The organism is Streptomyces sp. NPDC050161, from assembly GCF_044460025.1.
In the GTDB taxonomy this organism is placed as follows: Bacteria; Actinomycetota; Actinomycetes; order Streptomycetales; family Streptomycetaceae; genus Streptomyces.
Window position 1 is genome coordinate 145,433 of sequence record NZ_JBITJM010000004.1, and the last position, 19,761, is coordinate 165,193.

Consider the following 19,761-nt stretch of genomic DNA (forward strand, 5'->3'; position numbering starts at 1 on the left):
CGCGGAACGTCGGGCGCGGTCCGGTCCTCACGCTTCGCTGCCCGCGCTTTTACCAAGCGTGAGTGCCGCGGCTCTTGACGCCGCCGATCCCGCGTTCCCACTATGTCTCTCATCGCGCAACCCGTCGTGCACTGCGCAACACGCCGAGCCGCTGCCCCCGTACGTCCCGCATTCCCGCACGCGCCTTTCCCGAAGGAGGGACATGCCCCCTGCATCCCCGACCGACGCCCGGGTGGTCGTCATCGGCGCCGGCATCGTCGGCTGCTCGCTCGCCGATGAACTCACCGCACGCGGCTGGCGCGACGTCACCGTCCTGGACCAGGGGCCGCTGCCCGCCCCCGGCGGCTCCACCTCGCACGCGCCGGGACTGGTCTTCCAGGCCGGCCCTTCCAAAACGATGACCGAGTTCGCCACCTACACCGTCGAGAAGTTCAACTCCCTTGAAGTGGACGGGCTTTCCTGCTTCAACCCGGTCGGCGGCCTGGAGATCGCCACCACCGAGGAGCGCTGGGCCGACCTGCACCGCAAGGCCGGACTCGCCGCCTCCTGGGGCGTACGCGCCGAACTGCTCACCCCACGCCGGTGCGCGGACCTCTGGCCCCTGCTCGACGAGGGCCGGATCCACGGCGGTCTGTACACCCCCGACGACGGGCTGGCCCGCGCCGTACCCGCCTGCCGCGCCCAGATGGCACGCGCCGAGAGCCGCGGCGCCCGCTTCCTGGAACGGCACACCGTCACCGGCATCGAACGGGACGGCGGCCACGTCACCGGCGTGGTCACCGACCGCGGCACCTTCCCCGCCGACCACGTCGTCTCCGCCGCCGGCTTCTGGGGACCGGTGATCGGCGCCATGGCCGGGGTCGACGTCCCCCTGCTGCCCCTGGCCCACCAGTACGCCCTCACCGAGCCGCTGCCCGCACTCGACGGCGTCAACGACCCGCGGACCGAGGCGAGCAGGCCGATCCTGCGCTTCCAGGACCGCGACCTCTACTTCCGCGAACACACCGACCGCATCGGCATCGGCTCCTACGCCCACCGCCCGATGCCCGTCGACCCGTACGCGGTGCCCGCCTTCGACGACGCGCCCGTCATGCCGTCCTCACTGCCCTTCACCGACGAGGACTTCGCGCCCAGCTGGCAGGACAGCATCGGACTGCTGCCCGCGCTCGGCGCGTCCCGGGTGGCCGACGGCTTCAACGGCGTCTTCTCCTTCACCCCCGACGGCATGCCGGTACTCGGCGAATCCCGGGAACTGCGCGGATTCTGGCTCGCCGAAGCGGTGTGGGTCACCGCGTCCGCCGGTGTCGCCAGGGCCGTCGCCACATGGATGACCGACGGCCGCCCCGACACCGACCTCCACGAATGCGACCTGAACCGCTTCGATGACGCCCAGCGCTCACCCGCGTACATCGAGGACCGCGGCGCACAGAACTTCGTCGAGGTCTACGACGTCATCCACCCCCTCCAGCCGATTCAGGCGCCCAGGCCGCTACGGGTCAGCCCCTTCCACGCACGCCAGCAGGAACTGGGCGCCTTCTTCCTGGAGGGCGGCGGCTGGGAACGCCCGCACTGGTACGAGGCCAACGCCCCGCTCGCCGAAGGGCTGCACCTGCCCGAGCGGGACGCCTGGTCGGCGCGCTACTGGTCGCCGATCGCCGCCGCCGAGGCGCAGGCCACCCGCGAGAAGGTCGCGCTCTACGACATGACCCCGCTGCGCCGCCTGGAAGTCACCGGACCGGGATCCCTGGACTTCCTCCAGACGATGACCACCAACCAGATCCACAAGAAGCCCGGCGCGGTCACCTACACCCTCCTCCTGGACGAGGGCGGCGGCATCCGCTCCGACCTCACCGTCGCCCGGCTCGCCCCCGACCACTTCCAGATCGGCGCCAACAGCGGAGCCGACCTCGACTGGCTGCTCCGGCACGCACCCGACGGCGTGCAGGTCCGCGACATCACCTCCGGCACCTGCTGCATCGGCGTCTGGGGCCCGCTCGCCCGCGAACTCGTCCAGCCCCTCACCCGCGACGACTTCTCCCACCAGGGCTTCGGCTACTTCAAGGCCCGCCGCACCCACATCGGCCACGTGCCGGTCACCGCGATGCGGCTGTCGTACGTCGGCGAACTGGGCTGGGAGCTGTACACCACGGCCGACCTGGGGCTGCGGCTGTGGGACACCCTCTGGGAAGCGGGCAGGCCGCACGGCGTGATCGCGGCCGGCCGCAGCGCCTTCAACAGCCTGCGCCTGGAGAAGGGCTACCGCTCCTGGGGCCACGACATGACCTGCGAACACACCCCGTACGAAGCCGGCGTCGGCTTCGCCGTCCGCCCCGCCAAGGGCGAGTTCACCGGCCGCGCCGCCCTGGAGGGACACAGCGAGCGGACCGCCACCCGCAAGCTGACCTGCCTCACCCTCGACGATCCGGCAGCCGTCGTCCTCGGCAAGGAACCGGTGTACGCCGATGGCGCCCCGGCCGGCTACGTCACATCGGCCGCCTACGGATACACCATCGGCAGGTGCGTCGCCTACGCCTGGCTGCCCGCCGCACTCGCCGTCCCCGGGACCGCCGTGCACATCGAGTACTTCGGCGAGAAGGTCCAGGCCACCGTCGCCGAAGAGCCCCTCTTCGACCCGCAGATGACCCGCATCCGCCGCTGACCGCGACGGCCCGCCGCGGACCGGGCCGACGGACCCGTCCGCACGCAGCGCGCTTGAGGAGACCGCAGATGACCATCACCCCCGTGACCGGTGCGCACCCCACGCGGCAGCCCGGCCAGGAAACACCCACGCCAGGACCGGCGGGCAGCCTGATCCCCACCCTCCCCGGGCACGCCTACACCGACCCGGACGTCTTCCGGCAGGAGCAGGAGAAGATCTTCGAACGCCTCTGGTTCTGCGCGGTACGCGGCAGCGACCTCGGCAAACCCGGCGCCTTCCGCACCGTGCAGGTCGGCGGGGAAAGCGTCCTGGTCACCCGCAACCGCCGCGGCGAACTCCGCGCCTTCCTGAACATCTGCCGCCACCGCGGCGCCCGTCTGTGCACCGAGGAGACCGGCGAGGTCCGCCGCAGCCTCCAATGCCCCTACCACGCCTGGACCTACGACCTGGACGGCCGGCTCACCGCCGCACCCAACCTCCAAAAGATGCCGGACATCGACCGCACCGAACGCGGGCTGATCGGCGTCCACCTGCGCGAATGGCTCGGCTACGCCTGGGTGTGCCTCGCCGACGAGCCGCCGTCCTTCGAGGAGACGGTGATCGGCGCCGCCGTCGAACGCCTCGGCGACGCGGCGGCACTCGACCGCTACCGCACCGAGGACCTCGCCCTCGGCAAGCGCCTGACCTACGACGTGCACGCCAACTGGAAGCTCATCATCGAGAACTTCATGGAGTGCTATCACTGCGCCACCATCCACCCCGAACTCACCGACGTGCTCCCCGAGTTCGCCGACGGCCTGGCCGCCCAGTACTACGTCGGCCACGGCGCGCGGTTCGCCGACGAGGCCGAGGGCTTCACCGTCGACGGCACCGGCGGCTTCGGCCGGCTGCCCGGCATCGCCGACGACCAGGACCGCCGCTACTACGCCATGACCCTCAGGCCGCAGGTCTTCGTCAACCTCGTCCCCGACCACGTCATCGTCCACCGCATGTTCCCGATGGCAGCCGACCGCACCGTCGTGGAATGCGACTGGCTCTACCTGCCCGACGTCCTCGCGTCCGGCGCCGACGTCTCCCGCTCGGTGGAACTCTTCCACCGCGTCAACACCCAGGACTTCGATGCCTGCGAGCGCACCCAGCCCGCCATGCACTCCCGCGCCTACCGCGACGGCGGCGTGCTGGTGCCCAGCGAACACCACATCGGCGCCTTCCACCGATGGGTCACCGCATGTCTGGCGGGCGAGCGGGACTGACCTGTTCACCGACGGGCGGCGGTGTCCAGGGGCCGGTGAGCGGCGCCTCGTCCGGGAGTTCGCCGGTGCGTACCAGGGGCTGGAGCGGGGTGGTGTCGTGGTGCAGCCGGAAGACGTCGAAGCGGTTGTAGTGGCCGATGATGTCGTGCATCTGCTTGGGCCGGATGCAGCGGGCCAGGTCGATCTCGGCGTACACGATGCCTTCCTCGTCGACCAGCGGCTCGGTGACCGGGCGGCCGTCGGGCCCGAAGACGCCGGACAGGGCGCTGCGCGGGCGGCGCATCGCCGTGGCGATCTCCGGGTCGTGGGCCGCCGCCACCTCGGTCATCTCGTCGGTGATCGTCGAACAGGCCACGATCGAGAAGAGCTTGCCCTCGAAGGAGTGCGCCGCCGTGCGGATCGCGATGGCCTCGGACATGTCGTAGTCGGCGGGTGCGACGGGCAGCGCGATGTACCCGGCGACGTGGATCAGTTCGCCCTGCGCGAGCAGGGAGAACCGCGCCAGGGTGTTGGTGTTCTCACCGCAGGCCAGCATGCCGAGCGGGCCGACGGGGGTGTGGTGCACCCGCACCGAACTGCCGTCGCCCTGCGTCCAGGTCAGCTTCTCCGCCCAGGTCGGCACGAGCTTGCGGTGCACGCCGAGCAGCGCGCCGTCCGGACCGATGACGAGCATGCTGTTGTAGAGGACGCCGAGGCTGTACCGGCCGCGTTCGTTGACGCCGATGACGACGGTGGTGCCGGTGGCGGCGGCTGCCGCGCGCAGCGCGTCGACGTGCGGCCCCGGGACATCGACGGCGGCGCGGTAGAGCTTCTCGTACCAGGGGGAGCCCTGGACCGGGTTCATCGTCCAGTTCCAGTAGGGGTAGCCGGGCACGAACACCTCGGGGAACGCGATCAGGGAAGCGCCGTGGCCGGCGGCCTCGTGGATGAGCGCCACCGCCTTGTCGACGGTGGCCGCCGGATCGAGGAAGACCGGGGCGGCCTGCACCGCCGCCGCGGTGAAGCGGGGGAACTCCCGCGGAACGGTCAGGGTCATGGCCGCACGGACCTCTCTGCGTCGTGGGCGGTCGCTCCCCGGCGCGGCCCGGCGCCGGACTCGGGCTCAGGCCGCAGGGCGAGCGCGGGCCGGACGCGGCCGGCCGTGGGCGGTGGTGTGCTGCCGGGCCGGTAGGGGCGCGGCCAGTGCGCCGCGGGCCCGGTGTAGCCGAGTTCGGCGGCGGCGTGCAGGGTCCACGCCGGGTCGTGGAGCTGGGCCCTGCCGATGCCGACGAGGTCCGAACGCCCGGCGAGCAGTGTCGAGTTGGCGTCGTCGGCGGACGAGTAGGCGCCGACGGCGATCACCGGCACGGCGGCTTCGGCGCGGATCCTCGCGGCGAGCGGCGTCTGGTACGTCCGCCCGTAGGGGGGCCGCTCGTCCGGCACCACCTCGCCGCTGGACACGTCGATGACGTCGGCGCCGTGCGCGGCGAACGCGCGGGCGATGGCGACCGCGTCCTCGACGGTGGTGCCGCCCGCCGCCCAGTCGGCCGCGGAGATCCGCACCAGCAGCGGCTTGTGCGCGGGCCAGATCGCCCGCACCCGGTCGACCGTGCGGAGGGGGAAGCGCAGCCGCCCGGCGAGGTCGCCGCCGTAGCCGTCGGTGCGCAGGTTGGTGAGCGGCGACAGGAAGGAGGACAACAGGAAGCCGTGGCCCGCCTGGATCTCCAGGACGTCGAAGCCGGCCGCGTCGGCGCGGGCGGCGGAATCCGCGAACTCGCCCGCCACGGCCTCCAGTTCGATGCCGGTCAGGGCATGCGGTACGGGATGCCCAGCCCAGGCGAGCGGGGACGGCGCCACCGTCCGCCAGCCGCCGTCGGTCTGCGCCGCGCCGAGCGGCCCGTTCTCCGGCACGGTGGTGGAGCCCTTGCGCCCGGAGTGGCTGAGCTGGACGCCGATCGCCGACCCGCTGTGCGCGTGCACGAGGTCGGTGATCCGCCGCCACGCCGGGATCTGCCGGTCGTCCCAGAGCCCGGGACAGCTCGGGGTGACCCGCCCTTCGGGGCTGACCGCGGTCATGCCCGCCAGGACGAGCCCGGCGCCGCCGAAGGCCGCACCGCCCAGGTGGACGAGTTCGACGTCGCCGACGAAGCCGTCCCGCGCGCTGTAGGTGGCGACAGGCGAGGCGACCACCCGGTTGGAAAGACGCAGGCCGCGCACGCGCAGCGGCTGGAACAGCGGGGGGACGGCGGCCCGTTGGGGCTCGGGCTGCCGCCCGTCGAACCAGCGCTCCAGTGCCTGGCTGTAGTGCGGGTCGCGCAGCCGGAGGTTGCCGTGGGTGACCCGGCGGCTGCGGGTGAGGAGGTTGAAGCCGAACTGCTCGGGCTCCTGGCCGATGCTGTGCCCGATCGTCTCGAACCACTCCAGGCTGGCCTGGGCCGCCCGCTGGGTGGACTCGACGACCGGCCTGCGCTCGCGCTCGTAGCGCTCCAGCGCCGCGGGGACGTCGTGGGGCCCCGCCTCCAGGCTCGCGGCCAGCGCCAGCGCGTCCTCCATGGCCAGCTTGGTGCCGGAGCCGATGGAGAAGTGCGCGGTGTGCGCGGCGTCGCCGAGCAGTACGGTGCGGCCGTGCCGCCAGGTGCCGTTGCGCACGGTGGTGAACCGGCCCCAGCGGGAGTGGTTGGTCAGCAGCCGGTGCCCGTCGAGGAAATCGCCGAGCAGCCCGGCGACCCGCGCCACGCTCTCCTCGTCGCTCTCGCCGGGTGCGAGGTCCCGCTCCGCCGCCTTGTCGAAGCCGGCCGCCCGCCAGGTGTCGTCGGGCATCTCGACGATGAAGGTGGCGCGGCCCTCGCCGTACGGGTACGCGTGCACCTGCAACGGGCCGTGCGGTGTCTCGGCGACGACGAAGGTGAAGGCGTCCAGGGGCAGGTCGGTGGCGAGCCACATGTAGCGGCTTGAGCGGACGTCGAGCGAGGGGCGGAAGACATCGGCGTGCCGGGTGCGGGTCACGGAGTTGACGCCGTCGGCGGCGATCACCAGGTCGTGGTCGCGGGCCAGTTCGGCGGCGGGCGGGGCCTGGGTGCGGTAGCGCAGCGCGACGCCGAGCTCGGCGCAGCGCCGCTGGAGGATCTGGAGCAGCCGCTTGCGGGAGAGGGCGGCGAAGCCGTGCCCGCCGGAGGTCTGCACCCGGCCCCGGTAGTGGATGTCGATGTCGCTCCAGCGCGCGAACTCCGCCTCCATGGCGGCGAAGACGGCCGGATCGGCGTGCGCGATGCCGTCGAGGGTCTCGTCGGAGAAGACCACGCCGAAGCCGAAGGTGTCGTCGGGCGCGTTGCGCTCCCAGACGGTGATCTCGCGGGTGGGGTCGAGCTGCTTGGCGAGGGCGGCGAAGTACAGCCCGGCGGGCCCCGCGCCGATGACGGCGATGCGCATCAGGCGCTCTCCTTCCCGTCGGCGGCCAGCGCGTCCCGTACCGCCTGCGGCCAGGGCGTCGCGGTGGGCGATTCGGGCGCGGCGTGCGCGACGATCAGCTTTCCTTCGGCGGCGGTGCCTTCCTTGCCGTGCACGTCGAAGGCGTAGCCGAGCGAGGTGCGGCCGAGCCGTTCGACCCGCAGGCGGGTGCTGACGGTCTCGCCGAACCACAGCCGGGCGCGGTAGCTGACCTCGTGACGTACCCGAGGGGTGCGGCCGAACAGCCACTCCAGGCCGTAGCTGCGCAGCAGTTCGGCCTCCGCCGACTCGACCCAGCGCAGGATCGCGGAGTGGTGCTGGTGGCCCGAGGCGTCGGTGTCGTGCCACTCGACCCGGTGCCGCACGGTCACCTCGGGGGCACTGCGGGGGATGTCCGTAGGGGGCGCGGACAGCGGATCCGGTGCGTTCATCGCTCTTCCTCCAGCCTCTTGACACCCCGGAAGCTATAGCGTGACGATGACGACCGTCAATAGAATGAAATGGAGTGGGGAGGCGGCGCGGACATGAGCCACAGCGACGACGTACCGGGCAGGGCACGGGTCGGCGACACCGACGAACTGACCGCCTACTACGACCGGCTCGGCGAGCACGACGCCGGAGCCCTCTGGACGGTCGCCAACGACATCGAGCCCTGGTACCCGCAGCCGAAGTCGGTCCCGGTGCACTGGTCCTACGAGCGGCTGCGCCCCCTCGTCCTGGAATCCCTCGACCTGGTCAAGGCCGACGACGCGGGCCGCCGGGTCGTCATGCTCGTCAACCCGGGCCGCAAGGACGTCTCCGCCGCCGTCGGCATGCTCTACACCGGACTCCAGATCATGGGCCCCGGCGAATCCATGACCGCACACCGCCACCAGGCCGCAGCCCTGCGCTTCGTCGTCGAGGGCCAGGGCGCCTGGACCGTCGTCGACGGACAGAAACTCGCGGTCGGCCCGGGCGACTTCGCCATCACCCCCAACTGGACCTGGCACGAACACGGCAACGAAGGCACCGACGCCCCCGTCATCTGGCAGGACGGCCTCGACATCCCGCTGGTCAACGCCCACGACGCCGGCTTCTACGAAGTCCACCCCGCCCTCCACCAGGAACCCGGCAAGATCGTCAACTCCTCGCTGCTCACCCACGGCGCCGGCACCCTGCGCCCCTACGGCTTCGACGACGGCTGGACCAAGCCGTACTCCCCGCTCCTCGCCTACCCCTGGGAGCGGTCCTACGCCGCCCTGCTCGACGCCGCGAAGGCCACCGAAGGCTCCCCGTACGACGGGGTCATGCTGGAGTACAGCAACCCGCTCACCGGCGGCTCCGTCATGCCGACCATGGGCGCCCACCTCCAACTGCTGCGCGCGGGCGAGGCGACGCGGGCCCACCGGCACACCGGCTCCGTCGTCTACAACGTCGCCAAGGGCCGCGGCCACTCCGTCATCGCCGGACGGCGCTTCGACTGGAAACAGGGCGACATCTTCTGCGTACCGTCCTGGGCCTGGCACGAGCACGCCAACGACGACACAGGCGACGACGCGGTCCTCTTCTCCTTCAACGACTTCCCCGTGATGCGCTCCCTCGCCTTCTGGCGCGAGGAGAGCCACCCCGACAACGACGGCCACCAGCCCGCCGCCTGACGCCCCGGGGAGCCACCTCCCCGCCACCGAACCGGCCCTCGAACCAAGGAGTTTGGCCATGCTGCTGGTCAGCTACACCCACGACGGCGACGCCACGCCCCGCCTGGGCGTACGACGCGACGACACCGACCCCGCCGTCATCGACGCCGCCGCCCTCACCGCCGCGCACGGCGCCACGATCCCCGGCCTCGGCAGCGCCCCGGCGAGCGCCCTGGACGTCATCCAGGCAGGCCCCGAAGCCGCCGCCGCCCTGACGGACCTGCTGGCCGGACCCGTCCCCGAAGCTGCCCTGCGCAGCATGGCCGACGTCACCCTCGCGGCCCCGCTGCGCCCCGGCAAGATCGTCGGCGTCGGCCTCAACTACACCGAACACGTCGCCGAGTCGGCCCGCACCCTCGACACCGACAAGGCGCTCCCGCAGCGGCCCGTCCTGTTCAGCAAGCCCGCCACCGCCGTCACGGGGCCGGGCGCGCCCATCCTCCACAACGGCGACCTGACCGCCCAACTCGACTGGGAATGCGAACTCGCCGTCGTCATCGGCAGGACGGCCCGCAAGGTCAGCCCCGAAGACGCCCTTGACCACGTCTTCGGCTACAGCATCGTCAACGACATCAGCGCCCGCGACCAGCGCCGCTCCGGCCAGTGGTTCTACTCCAAGGGCCAGGACTCCTACGCCCCGCTCGGCCCCGCCGTCCGCACCGCGGCGACGGTCCCCGACCCGCACGCGCTCGACCTGTCGCTGCGCGTCAACGGCGAGGTCAAACAGAAGTCCAACACCCGCTACATGCTCTTCCGCATCCCCGAACTCATCGCCGACATCTCCGCGGGCATGACCCTGGAGCCGGGCGACGTCATCGCCACCGGCTCCCCGGCAGGCGTCGGCGCGAGCTTCGTACCGCAGCAGTTCCTCACCCCGGGCGACGTCGTCGAGGCGACCATCGCCACCATCGGCACCCTGCGCAACCCCGTCGTGGACGCCCGGTGACCGGCCGCCCCCGCACCTTCCGCATCGGCCAGATCGTGCCCAGCTCCAACGTCACCATGGAGACCGAGATCCCGGCACTCTTCCGGGCACGCCGGACCGTCGCACCCGAGCGGTTCACCTTCCACTCCAGCCGGATGCGGATGAAAGAGGTACGCCCCGAGGAACTGGCCGCCATGGACGCCGACTCCACCCGCTGCGCCGCCGAACTCTCCGACGCCCGCGTCGACGTGCTCGGCTACGCCTGCCTCGTCGCGATCATGAGCATGGGCCACGGCTACCACCGCACATCCGAGCGCAAGCTCACCGAGGTCACCGCGGACAACGGCGCCCAGGCGCCCGTCGTCACCAGCGCAGGCGCCCTGGTCGGCGCCCTGCACACGATGGGCGCCCGCTCCGTCACCCTGGTCGCGCCGTACCTGCGTCCGCTCACCGACACCGTCGTCGGCTACCTCCGCAAGGAGGGCATCGAGGTCGGCGACCACACCGCGCTGGAAATCCCCGACAACCTCCGCGTCGCCGCACACGACCCGGACGACCTGCTGCCGATCGTCCGTGCCCTGGACCACACCGACGCCGACGCGGTGGTGCTCTCCGCCTGCGTCCAACTCCCGTCCCTGGACGTGGTGGAGCGCGCCGAACAGGAGCTGGGCAAGCCCGTCCTGTCCGCCTCCATCGCCACCGCACACCAGATGATGCGCGCCCTCGGCCTGCCCGCCGTCGCCCCCGGCGCCGGCCACCTGCTCTCCGGCGCCTACGCGCACAGCCCGCTGCACACCGGCTGACCCCGGCCCCCGCACCCCACGGCATCACCGTCCCGCGCCCCGGACACCCCAGAAGGGAGCGCTGCCCGTGCAGCTCTCACCGTCCGCGCACACCGACACGTTCTGCCGCGACCACCTGCCACCCGCCGACGACTGGCCCGCGCTCCGCTTCGACCTCCCCGAACTCCGCTACCCCGAACGCCTCAACTGCGCCGCCGAACTCCTCGACGGCGCCATCCGCCGCTACGGACCCGACCGCCCCTGCCTGCGCACCCCCACCGAGACCTGGAGCTACGGCGACCTGCGGCAGCACACCGACCGCATCGCCCGGCTGCTCACCGATGACCACGGCCTGCAACCCGGCAACCGCGTCCTGCTCCGCGGCCCCAACACCCCCTGGCTCGTTGCCTGTTGGCTGGCGGTCGTCAAAGCGGGCGGTGTGGCCGTCACCACCGTGCCGCTGCTGCGGGCCGGCGAGATCGCCCCGCTGATCGACCTCACCCGCCCCGCCATCGCCCTGTGCGACCACCGCTTCACCGACGCCCTGCACACCGCCGCCGGCGACCGGCTGCCGGTCCTGCCCTACGGCGCGGACCACCCCGACGACCTCACCGTCCGCGCCGCAGCCAAACCCGCCCGCTTCACCGCCGTCGACACCGCGGCCGACGACGTCGTCCTGCTCGGCCCGACCTCGGGCACCACCGGCAGGCCCAAGGCCACCATGCACTTCCACCGCGACGTCCTCGCCATCGCCGACACCTTCTCCCGGCACATCCTGCGCCCGCAGCCCGACGACCTGTTCACCGGCACCCCGCCCCTCGGCTTCACCTTCGGCCTCGGCGCACTCGCCGTCTTCCCCCTACGGGCCGGCGCCGCCGTCCTCCTCCTGGAACGCGCCACCCCCGCCGAACTCGCCGACGCCGCCGCCGCACACGGCGCCACCGTCCTGTTCACCGCCCCCACCGCCTACAAGGCCATCCTCGCCACCGGCCGGGCCGCCGCACTCAAGGGCGTACGGCGCTGCGTATCGGCCGGCGAACACCTGCCGCTCAGCGTCTGGGAGGAATACCGGCGCACCACCGGCATCCGCCTCATCGACGGCATCGGCGGCACCGAAATGCTGCACATCTTCATCAGCGCCGCCGACGACACCATCCGCCCCGGCGCCACCGGCCGCACCGTCCCCGGCTTCCACGCCGCCATCCTCGACGACGACGGCCACCCGGTCCCCGACGGCACCCCCGGCAAACTCGCCGTCCAGGGCCCCACCGGCTGCCGCTACCTCGCCGACGACCGCCAGCGCACCGCCGTCCGCAACGGCTGGAACCTCACCGGCGACACCTACGTACGCGACTCCGACGGCTACTTCTGGTTCCGCGCCCGCGACGACGACATGATCATCTCCGCCGGCTACAACATCGCAGCCCCCGAAGTCGAAGAAGCCCTCCTCACCCACCCCGACGTCACCGAAGCCGCAGTCATCGGCGTACCCGACCCCGCCCGCGGCACCATCGCCAAGGCATACGTCGTCCTCAGACCCGGCGTAAACGGAGACGAGGCCAAGACCACCGAACTCCAGGACTTCGTCCGCCACACCATCGCCCCGTACAAATACCCCCGCGCCGTCGAATTCGTCCCGGAACTGCCGCGCACCGCCACGGGGAAGATCCAGCGACATCGGTTGCGGGCGGGCGAGGGCGGGGTGGACTGAGCGGGGTGGCCCCGACGGTCACCGACTGTCCAGCGCGTGGTTGCCTGTGGCCGCGTTCAGGCGTACCGATGCTGACTTTCCTGATGGGCTGTCATGATCCAGAGTGCGACCGACCACCGCGATTTCTGATCGCCGCCCCTCACACCCGGGCTCAACCTCGTTGAGGGCGACACCCGCACATCGGCGAGGCGACCGGGCAACTGCTCGTGTTGTGGCCGTCTGACGACGCCTTTCGCCGTACGGGTATGCCGTCGATGCGGCGGGTTCCCCGTGCGGGCCATCCGGTGGAGCGTTACGTTGGAAAGGCAGGGCACATAGGCGTCTTGCGGCGGGGCGGCCGGGCACGGCGTGGTGCCGATGCCATCGGGCGTGGCCCGTGCGGTAATCCTCACCGTTTATCCGCGTCCCTCGGAGTGCAAGCCGGGGTGGGAACGCGAGGCACTCAGCCGGCGGACCCGGCGGGGGTGAGCGGGCGGAAGGAGTCTGCCCATGCGTATCGTCGTGGATCTGAATCGTTGTCAGGCGTACGCGCAGTGTGTGTTTCTGGCCCACGAGGTCTTCGCATTGAGGGGCGAGGAGGCACTGTCCTACGAACCCAACCCCGACGACGCGCGGCGCCTGCAGGTGCGGCGAGCCGTGGCGGCCTGCCCGGTCCAGGCGATCGTGATCGACCGCCTGGAGGGTACGGACCGGGGCGCGACGCCATGACCATGGAGGCGACGCTCACGGAGTTGGTGCGCGGCTTCAAGGCCAACGGCCGGATCGCCATCGTGGGCGCCTCCCTGGCGGGACTGCGGGCCGCCGAAGCCCTGCGTGAGGAGGGCTTCAGCGGGCCTTTGACCCTCATCGGGGACGAGGCACAGGAGCCCTACGACCGGCCCCCGCTGTCCAAGCAGGTGCTCAAGGGCTGGGTGCCCGCCGACCACACCAAGCTGCCCCGCCTGCGGGACGTGGATGCCAACTGGCGGCTCGGGGTGGCCGCCACCGGGCTGGACCGGGCCAACATGCAGGTGAACCTGGCCGACGGCGAGCAGATTCCGTTCGACCGGCTGCTGATCGCCACGGGCACCCGCGCACGGCAGTGGCCCAAGCCGGACGAGGCCGCCCTGGAAGGGGTGTTCACGCTGCGCTCGTGTGACGACGCCGCGCGGCTGCGGCAGGCGCTGGCCGCGGGGCCGTCGCGGGTTCTCGTCATCGGCGCCGGGTTCATCGGCTCGGAGGTGGCCTCCGTCTGCCGGGAGCTCGACATCCCGGTGACGGTCGCCGAGCGGGGACCGGCACCGCTGGTCGGCGCGCTCGGCGGGGTGATCGGCACGATCGCCGCGCAGATGCAGCGCGACCACGGTGTGGACCTGCGCTGCGGGGTGGGCGTGACGTCGCTGGAGGGCGACGCGGACGGACACGTGCGGCGCGCCCGGCTCTCGGACGGGACCACCGTCGAGGCCGACGTGGTGCTGGCCTCGCTGGGGGCGATCCGCAACGTGGAATGGCTGGAGGGCTCGGGGCTGGCGGCCGGCTTCTGGGGCGTCGGCTGCGACGCCGGCGGTCGCGTCTTCGACATCAACGGCGTGGCGACCGACAGCTGCTACGTGGCGGGGGACATCGCCAGGGCGCCCCATGTGCTCTACGAGTACGAGTTCCTCGCGATGGAGCACTGGGACAACGCCGTCCTCGGTGCCGGGGTCGTGGCGCACAACATGCTGAGCCTTGAGCCCGACTACTACCCGAATCTGCTGGTTCCGAGTTTCTGGTCCGGTCAGTTCGGCGTCAACATCAAGTCCGTCGGGGTGCCGCCCTTCGGCGACGAGATCGCCTTCACGCAGGGGTCCGTCGCGGAGCGCCGCTTCGTCGCCGCCTACGGGCGTCGGGGGCGCATCGTCGCCGCTGTCGCCTTCGACCAGGGCAAGTGGCTGGAGCACTACGCGCGGTTGATCGAGCGATCGGCTCCGTTCCCGCCCCCGACGGCCGGCTGGGACCTGCCCGGCGAGACACAGCCGATACCGGCCGCGTTCCCGGAACCGGGCGTGCCGACCGCGATGCCCGAGGTGGTCCTGACCGGTCACGACCCGACCGAGCGGAAGGCCGAGTTCCGGCCTCGGGCGCGCTGACGCGCCATCAGATCACGCGTGTCGCCGGACGGCGCAACAGGAGGAGAGATCACCGTGGTTGAGGAAACCCCCTGGCAGCAGGCCCTGCGCTATGCCAACCGCGCCGATCCGTACCCCTTCTACAAGGAACTGCGCAAGACGCCGGTGTCGCGGCAGCCCGACGGCTCCTATGTGGTCAGCACCTACCGGGAGGTCGTCTCGCTTCTCCACGACACCCGCATCAGCTCGGATCCCACGAAGTGCCCCCAGCTGGCCTCGACGATGGAGGGGAGCGGTGAGCCGACTGCGGAGCGCGAGTTCATGGTGCCGGACATCATCTCCTCGGACCCGCCCGAACACGACCGGTACCGACGCCTGATGATGCGGCACTTCTACGGCCCGCCCGACGCACCCGACTGGATCTCCCGCCTGGAGCCCGACATCCGCCGCATCGTCGGCGACCTCCTGGGCAAGCTGCGGGGCAAGACCCGGCTCGACGTCGTCGACGACTTCGCCTACCCCCTGCCGGTGACCCTGATCTCCAAGGTCCTGGGCGTGCCGATGGAATACGAACCGCGCTTCCACGCCTGGATCGAATCGGCCCTGGACTCCTTCGACCTCGGCCCCGAGGCGAGCTCCCCGGAGGCGGAGAGCCGGAAGGCGGAGGGCGACAAGAGTTACCGGGAGTTCCAGCGGCTCCTGTCCCGGCTGATCGACCAGTACGCCCAGGAGCCAGGACCCGGCATGCTCTCGGCGATGGTGCACGACGACAGCCCGGACGGCCCCATGCCCAAGAGCGCCCTCGTCAGCAATGCCATGCTCTTGCTCTTCGCCGGACACGAGACCACGGTCAATCTGATCGCCCACAGCGTGCTCACCCTGCTCAGGCACCCCGACGCGCTGGAGAAGCTGCGCCGCCGGCCCGAGCTGATCGTGCCCGGGGTCGAGGAACTGCTGCGCTACGAGTCCTCGGTCCAGTTCTGGTTCACCCGCTCCGCCCTCGACGACATCGAGATCGCGGGCACCACCATCCCGAAGGGCGCGCCGGTCTTCCTGGCCTACGGTTCGGCGAACCGCGACCCGCAACGGTTCACCCACCCCGACGAGGTCGACCTCGAACGTCCCGACAACCAGCACCTCGGCTACAGCCAGGGCGTCCACTTCTGCTTCGGCGCTCCGCTCGCCCGCCTGGAGGTCCAGGTCGCGGTCGACGAGTTCGTCCGCCGCGTGGAGAACCCCCGACTGGTCGACGACCCGCCGCCGTACCGCCGCAACCAGATCTTCCGTGGTCCGAGCCACCTCCTTGTCGACATCGACGGGGTCCGCGACTGATCCGGCTCAGGCACAGGAGCACCATGCGGGCTTTTCGGCGTGTCGAGTGACCGCGCCCGCCCGAGCTGTGCGAGGTGCCGGTGCCGGTGCTCGGGGCCGGGCAGGTTCTGGTCAAGGTCGCGGGCGCCGGTCCGAGACGGCCTCGCCGCACGCCTCCCACCGTTAACGTCGGCCGTCCCGCGCCCGTGAGCGTGCTCCAGCCTTCGGCGCCGACCTCGCTCGCGATCCTCGCGGGACTCGCCCTTCGTGCCCTCGCAGTCGGGCCTTGCGGAGCGGAGCGGCGGCTGGTGGGCGGCAAGGCCAAGAGGTGACAATTCGGCCGGATTGTGTTGGATCCGGACGGAGGGTCATGAGTCAAGAGCCACCAGCCGCACCGGACGCGCCGCCACCGGACGATGACCACCACCGAGCAGCTGGTCAGGGTGCCACGTCGGCTGAGGACGGCAAGCCGCCGTCAGGACCGTACGTCACCCTCCCCGGTGCCTGGGGAGCGCTGCTCTTCGCGTGCCTGTCCTTCACCCCGTCACTTCTGCCACGCGAAGGGATCCTCCAAGGGGTGATCTCCGGGATCCTCGCCGCGATGGGGTACGGGCTCGGGGTGACCGCCGCGTGGATCTGGCGGGCCTTCGCCGATCGCGGACCGCGAACCGCGCGGCGCCGGTCCTGGCAGGTCTTCTTCGTCGCCGGGGTCGTCCTGCTCGGCACCGCGTTCGGGCTCGGGCAGTACTGGCAGCGCCGGATCCGCCGGCTGCTGGACGTGACGGACCACAGCGTCCCGCAGGCCATCGCCTCGCCCCTGATCGCCGTCCTGCTCGCCTGGATCATCCTGTTGGCCGCCCGCGGGATCCGCCGGGTGTACCGCTGGGTGGCCCGGCTGCTCCGGCGATGGACCGGCGAGCGGGCGGCGAAGGCGATCGGGGGGATCCTCGTGGCCGTCGTGTCCGTCCTGGTCCTCAGTGGTCTGCTCGTCGACGGTCTGGTCGCCGCCGCGAACCAGGCGTTCTCGCTGCGCGACTCGCAGACCGAAGAGGGGGTGCGCCAACCGGCGACCACCCTGCGCTCGGGCGGCCCGGGTTCGTCGCTGCCGTGGGACTCACTGGGCAGGAAAGGGCGCACCTTCGTGGCCGGTGGTCCATCGGCCGACGAGATCGCACGGTTCACCGGCCGCCGGGCGCCCGCTCCCATCCGCTCGTACGCGGGGCTCCAGACAGCGGCCGACACGGAGTCCCGGGCCGCTCGCGCCGTCGCCGACCTGCGCCGCGCCGGCGGATTCCGGCGCCGCAACCTCCTCGTCATGACGACGACCGGCAGCGGCTGGGTCGATCCCGCAGCGGTGGACAGCTTCGAGTACCTTACCGGCGGCGACGCCGCGACCGTGGCACTCCAGTACTCCTACCTGCCCTCGTGGCTGTCGTATCTCGTCGACCGGTCCAAGGCTCAAGAGACGGGCCGCGAGCTCTTCGACGCGGTCTACGACGCCTGGTCGAAGCTTCCCCCTGACACCCGTCCACGGCTGTACGTCGCGGGGGAGAGCCTGGGGTCGTTCGGCGGGGAGACCGCGTTCAGCGGGGAGTACGACCTTCGCAACCGCACCGCGGGCGCGCTCCTCGCGGGTCCGCCCCACTTCAACACCCTGTTCCGGCGCTTCAGCGACCAACGCGAGGCCGGCAGCCCGGAGATCGAGCCCGTCTACAAGAACGGGCGCACCGTGCGCTTCGCCACCGACGCCGGGGCGGACATCCCGCCGTCGGACACGCCGTGGCCGGGCGCGCGGGTGCTGTACCTCCTGCACGCATCCGACCCGATCGTCTGGTGGGGCCCGCATCTGACGTACGACGAGCCGGACTGGATCGGTCAAGCCCCCGGCGACGACGTGCTGGAAAGCATGTTCTGGATTCCGTTCGTGACGTTCTGGCAGGTCACCGCCGACCTTCCGTTCGCCACCGGTGTGCCCGACGGCCACGGCCACACGTACAAGGCCGAGTACGTCGACGGCTGGCACGCCGTCCTGCGGCCTTCCGGCATCACCGGGCAGGACCTCGCCCGCCTCCGGGGCATCGTGTCGCAGGACAGGTGAATGTGTCCGGTGCCGGAAGCGGCGCGGGGACCGGGCGCGGAGCTCACCCGTACGGCCTGGCCCGGACGTTGATCCGCCCCCTGAGCGCACAGGCTGGTGCCACGGGCCGGTGGAGAGGACGAACGTGACATGGGAGGACGACACGGACGGGACGCGACGGGCTCCGACGGGGGCGCGGTCGCACGGCTGCTCGCACGGTGCGCCGTGCTGGCGGCGATCGGCGCCGTGGTCGTGCTGGTGCGCGCGGTGGGATGGGGCGGGCTGCTGATCGTCGGGGCCGAACTCCTCGGGCTGATCGTCTGCGCCGTCGGCGTCTGGTGGTTCCTGGCACACCGCGGCGCGGTGCGGCTGTTCGGAGCGCTCGTCGCGATCACCGCGCCGATCGGTGTCCTGCTGCTTTTCGTGCAGGACGCCCTGTGGCTGACGGCATTGGTCTCAAGCCTGTGCTGGGGTGCGGCGCTGGTCTGCGCTCGGGCGGCGCTGCGCAGGTCGCGTCCGGGACGGTCGGGGCTGGCGACCGCCGCACCTCTGCCGAAGCGACCGGTCCTGATCATGAATCCGATGTCCGGGGGCGGGAAGGTCGGCCGCTTCGGGCTCGTCGAGCGGGCGGAGGAACTCGGCGCGCGGGTGATCCTGCTCGACCCCTCCGTCCGGACCGACGTCGCCGCGCTGGCCCGCGGGGCCGTGGCCGAGGGCGCGGACCTGCTCGGCGTCGCGGGCGGCGACGGCACCCAGGCGCTGGTCGCGGCGGTGGCCGCCGAGCACGACCTGCCGTTCCTCGTGGTCTGTGCCGGCACCCGCAACCACTTCGCCATGGACCTCGGCCTCGACAGGTCCGCCCCGGCCCGCTGCCTCGACGCACTGACCGACGGCGAGGAGCTGCGGGTCGATCTCGGCGACGTCGCGGGCCGGGCCTTCGTCAACACCGTGTCGTTCGGGGTGTACGCGGACGTCGTGCAGCGCCCCGAGTACCGCGACGACAAGGCGGGCACGGCGCTGGGCCTCATGCCGGACCTGTTGGTCGGCGAGGAGGTGCGGCGGCTCGACGCGCGCCTCGACGGCACCGCGCTCGCGTCCCAGCAGGCGCTGCTGATCAGCAACAACCCGTATGCCTCCCCCGATGAGATCAGCAGTGGCGGCCGTCGGACCCGGCTCGACGGCGGTGAGCTGGGCGTGCTGGGGATCCGGGTGGAGGGCGCGGCGCAGGCCGCGGATCTGGCCGTGCGGGGCGCGCAGTCCACGGGCATGACCGTCACGACCGCCCAACGGGTCGAGGTGACATCCGACGCGGACGGGATTCCCGTGGCGGTGGACGGTGAGTCGCTGCGGATGCCCACGCCGGTGGTGTGCTCACTGCGCCCGGGAGCGCTGCGGGTCCTGGTGCCGCGCGGCCGTCCGGGCGCCGTCGCCCCCGCGCCGCCCGTGAACTGGCGGCAACTCATCGACCTCGCGCTCGGCCGCACCGGGCGAACGGCCGGAGGAGAGATCCGCGGTTGACCGGAACGTCACCCCGCCCACCGCATCGGTCCGCCGGACTGTGACCGCGGCCCGGTCCGCTGTCCTCATCGACCTCCATGCGATCGACGGGGCCCGGTACGCGGCCGTGGCCGCCACCCCCACGCCCACGCTGGACCGCGCACTGCGGCGACCGAAGGTGGGCATGTCCGAGCCCGACTGGATGCCGGGGTACCGGAACAGGCTCCAGGTGCCGCCGATCGCCTCGCGCCCCTCCAGCACCGCGAACGACGTGCCCGGACGGCGGGCCTTGAGATGACAGGCCGCGCCGATGCCCGAGATCCCGGCACCGATGATCAATACGTCGACATCCACGGA

14 protein-coding genes and 1 pseudogene are annotated in these 19,761 nt (G+C 71.9%); 11 read left to right on the plus strand and 4 right to left on the minus strand.

Going from position 1 to position 19,761, the window contains the following annotated elements; translation table 11 throughout:
* The first annotated feature begins 202 nt into the window (after positions 1-202).
* Together ACIBK8_RS08515 and ACIBK8_RS08520 are read left to right on the plus strand one after the other, a co-directional pair.
* The gene (locus tag ACIBK8_RS08515; protein WP_399040904.1) at positions 203-2,659 is read left to right on the plus strand and encodes an FAD-dependent oxidoreductase; all 2,457 of its coding nucleotides are present in this window, start codon (positions 203-205) and stop codon (positions 2,657-2,659) included.
* Between the two features lie 68 nt (positions 2,660-2,727).
* Positions 2,728-3,912, plus strand: a complete 1,185-nt coding sequence (locus tag ACIBK8_RS08520) for an aromatic ring-hydroxylating dioxygenase subunit alpha (protein WP_399040905.1) — start codon at positions 2,728-2,730, stop codon at positions 3,910-3,912.
* Here ACIBK8_RS08520 and ACIBK8_RS08525 read toward each other — a convergent pair.
* Genes ACIBK8_RS08525 through ACIBK8_RS08535 form a run of 3 tightly spaced genes read right to left on the minus strand, consistent with a single transcriptional unit; the run spans position 3,881 to position 7,769 of the window.
* A complete protein-coding gene (locus tag ACIBK8_RS08525) occupies positions 3,881-4,948 on the minus strand; it encodes a carbon-nitrogen hydrolase family protein (RefSeq protein ID WP_399040906.1) in 1,068 nt (355 codons plus the stop codon). The genes ACIBK8_RS08520 and ACIBK8_RS08525 overlap by 32 nt on opposite strands.
* The gene (locus tag ACIBK8_RS08530) at positions 4,945-7,320 is read right to left on the minus strand and encodes an FAD-dependent monooxygenase (protein ID WP_399040907.1); all 2,376 of its coding nucleotides are present in this window, start codon (positions 7,318-7,320) and stop codon (positions 4,945-4,947) included. The genes ACIBK8_RS08525 and ACIBK8_RS08530 overlap by 4 nt, the downstream gene beginning before the upstream one ends.
* Positions 7,320-7,769 carry an acyl-CoA thioesterase gene (locus tag ACIBK8_RS08535; RefSeq protein ID WP_399040908.1) on the minus strand — a complete coding sequence of 150 codons (450 nt, stop codon included), beginning with the start codon at positions 7,767-7,769 and terminating at the stop codon, positions 7,320-7,322. The genes ACIBK8_RS08530 and ACIBK8_RS08535 overlap by 1 nt, the downstream gene beginning before the upstream one ends.
* Positions 7,770-7,862: 93 nt before the next feature.
* On the opposite strand from ACIBK8_RS08535, the gene ACIBK8_RS08540 reads away from it, so the two are divergent.
* The 9 genes from ACIBK8_RS08540 to ACIBK8_RS08580 all read left to right on the plus strand — a co-directional run bounded on the left by ACIBK8_RS08540 (position 7,863) and on the right by ACIBK8_RS08580 (position 19,425).
* Positions 7,863-8,975 carry a cupin domain-containing protein gene (locus tag ACIBK8_RS08540; protein WP_399040909.1) on the plus strand — a complete coding sequence of 371 codons (1,113 nt, stop codon included), beginning with the start codon at positions 7,863-7,865 and terminating at the stop codon, positions 8,973-8,975.
* 58 nt (positions 8,976-9,033) lie between these two features.
* Complete coding sequence (locus ACIBK8_RS08545; RefSeq protein WP_399040910.1) at positions 9,034-9,960, plus strand: fumarylacetoacetate hydrolase family protein; 927 nt, start codon at positions 9,034-9,036, stop codon at positions 9,958-9,960.
* A gap of 56 nt (positions 9,961-10,016) precedes the next feature.
* Positions 10,017-10,742 carry an Asp/Glu racemase gene (locus ACIBK8_RS08550; RefSeq protein ID WP_399041216.1) on the plus strand — a complete coding sequence of 242 codons (726 nt, stop codon included), beginning with the start codon at positions 10,017-10,019 and terminating at the stop codon, positions 10,740-10,742.
* Between the two features lie 67 nt (positions 10,743-10,809).
* Positions 10,810-12,432 carry an AMP-binding protein gene (locus ACIBK8_RS08555; RefSeq protein ID WP_399040911.1) on the plus strand — a complete coding sequence of 541 codons (1,623 nt, stop codon included), beginning with the start codon at positions 10,810-10,812 and terminating at the stop codon, positions 12,430-12,432.
* A gap of 489 nt (positions 12,433-12,921) precedes the next feature.
* Complete coding sequence (locus tag ACIBK8_RS08560; protein ID WP_399040912.1) at positions 12,922-13,140, plus strand: ferredoxin; 219 nt, start codon at positions 12,922-12,924, stop codon at positions 13,138-13,140.
* Positions 13,137-14,540 carry an NAD(P)/FAD-dependent oxidoreductase gene (locus tag ACIBK8_RS08565; protein ID WP_399040913.1) on the plus strand — a complete coding sequence of 468 codons (1,404 nt, stop codon included), beginning with the start codon at positions 13,137-13,139 and terminating at the stop codon, positions 14,538-14,540. The genes ACIBK8_RS08560 and ACIBK8_RS08565 overlap by 4 nt, the downstream gene beginning before the upstream one ends.
* Positions 14,541-14,594: 54 nt before the next feature.
* A complete protein-coding gene (locus tag ACIBK8_RS08570; RefSeq protein WP_399040914.1) occupies positions 14,595-15,851 on the plus strand; it encodes a cytochrome P450 in 1,257 nt (418 codons plus the stop codon).
* A 349-nt stretch (positions 15,852-16,200) separates the two neighbouring features.
* On the plus strand, positions 16,201-17,928 hold the full coding sequence (locus ACIBK8_RS08575) for an alpha/beta hydrolase (protein ID WP_399040916.1): 1,728 nt from the start codon (positions 16,201-16,203) through the stop codon (positions 17,926-17,928).
* 129 nt (positions 17,929-18,057) lie between these two features.
* Positions 18,058-19,425: a diacylglycerol/lipid kinase family protein gene (locus tag ACIBK8_RS08580; RefSeq protein ID WP_399040917.1), complete on the plus strand. Its 1,368-nt coding sequence runs from the start codon at positions 18,058-18,060 to the stop codon at positions 19,423-19,425.
* Between the two features lie 150 nt (positions 19,426-19,575).
* Here the strand turns inward: ACIBK8_RS08580 and ACIBK8_RS08585 are convergent.
* Positions 19,576-19,758, minus strand: a pseudogene (locus ACIBK8_RS08585) (FAD-dependent oxidoreductase); the annotation flags it as partial.
* Positions 19,759-19,761: the final 3 nt, after the last annotated feature.

Bases quoted from the DNA above. Each gene is read 5' to 3' on its own strand.
- ACIBK8_RS08515 (WP_399040904.1), top strand. From the start codon at position 203: ATGCCCCCTGCATCCCCGACCGACGCCCGGGTGGTCGTCATCGGCGCC.
- ACIBK8_RS08520 (WP_399040905.1), top strand. From the start codon at position 2,728: ATGACCATCACCCCCGTGACCGGTGCGCACCCCACGCGGCAGCCCGGC.
- ACIBK8_RS08525 (WP_399040906.1), bottom strand. From the start codon at position 4,948: ATGACCCTGACCGTTCCGCGGGAGTTCCCCCGCTTCACCGCGGCGGCG.
- ACIBK8_RS08530 (WP_399040907.1), bottom strand. From the start codon at position 7,320: ATGCGCATCGCCGTCATCGGCGCGGGGCCCGCCGGGCTGTACTTCGCC.
- ACIBK8_RS08535 (WP_399040908.1), bottom strand. From the start codon at position 7,769: ATGAACGCACCGGATCCGCTGTCCGCGCCCCCTACGGACATCCCCCGC.
- ACIBK8_RS08540 (WP_399040909.1), top strand. From the start codon at position 7,863: ATGAGCCACAGCGACGACGTACCGGGCAGGGCACGGGTCGGCGACACC.
- ACIBK8_RS08545 (WP_399040910.1), top strand. From the start codon at position 9,034: ATGCTGCTGGTCAGCTACACCCACGACGGCGACGCCACGCCCCGCCTG.
- ACIBK8_RS08550 (WP_399041216.1), top strand. From the start codon at position 10,017: ATGGAGACCGAGATCCCGGCACTCTTCCGGGCACGCCGGACCGTCGCA.
- ACIBK8_RS08560 (WP_399040912.1), top strand. From the start codon at position 12,922: ATGCGTATCGTCGTGGATCTGAATCGTTGTCAGGCGTACGCGCAGTGT.
- ACIBK8_RS08565 (WP_399040913.1), top strand. From the start codon at position 13,137: ATGACCATGGAGGCGACGCTCACGGAGTTGGTGCGCGGCTTCAAGGCC.
- ACIBK8_RS08575 (WP_399040916.1), top strand. From the start codon at position 16,201: ATGAGTCAAGAGCCACCAGCCGCACCGGACGCGCCGCCACCGGACGAT.
- ACIBK8_RS08580 (WP_399040917.1), top strand. From the start codon at position 18,058: ATGGGAGGACGACACGGACGGGACGCGACGGGCTCCGACGGGGGCGCG.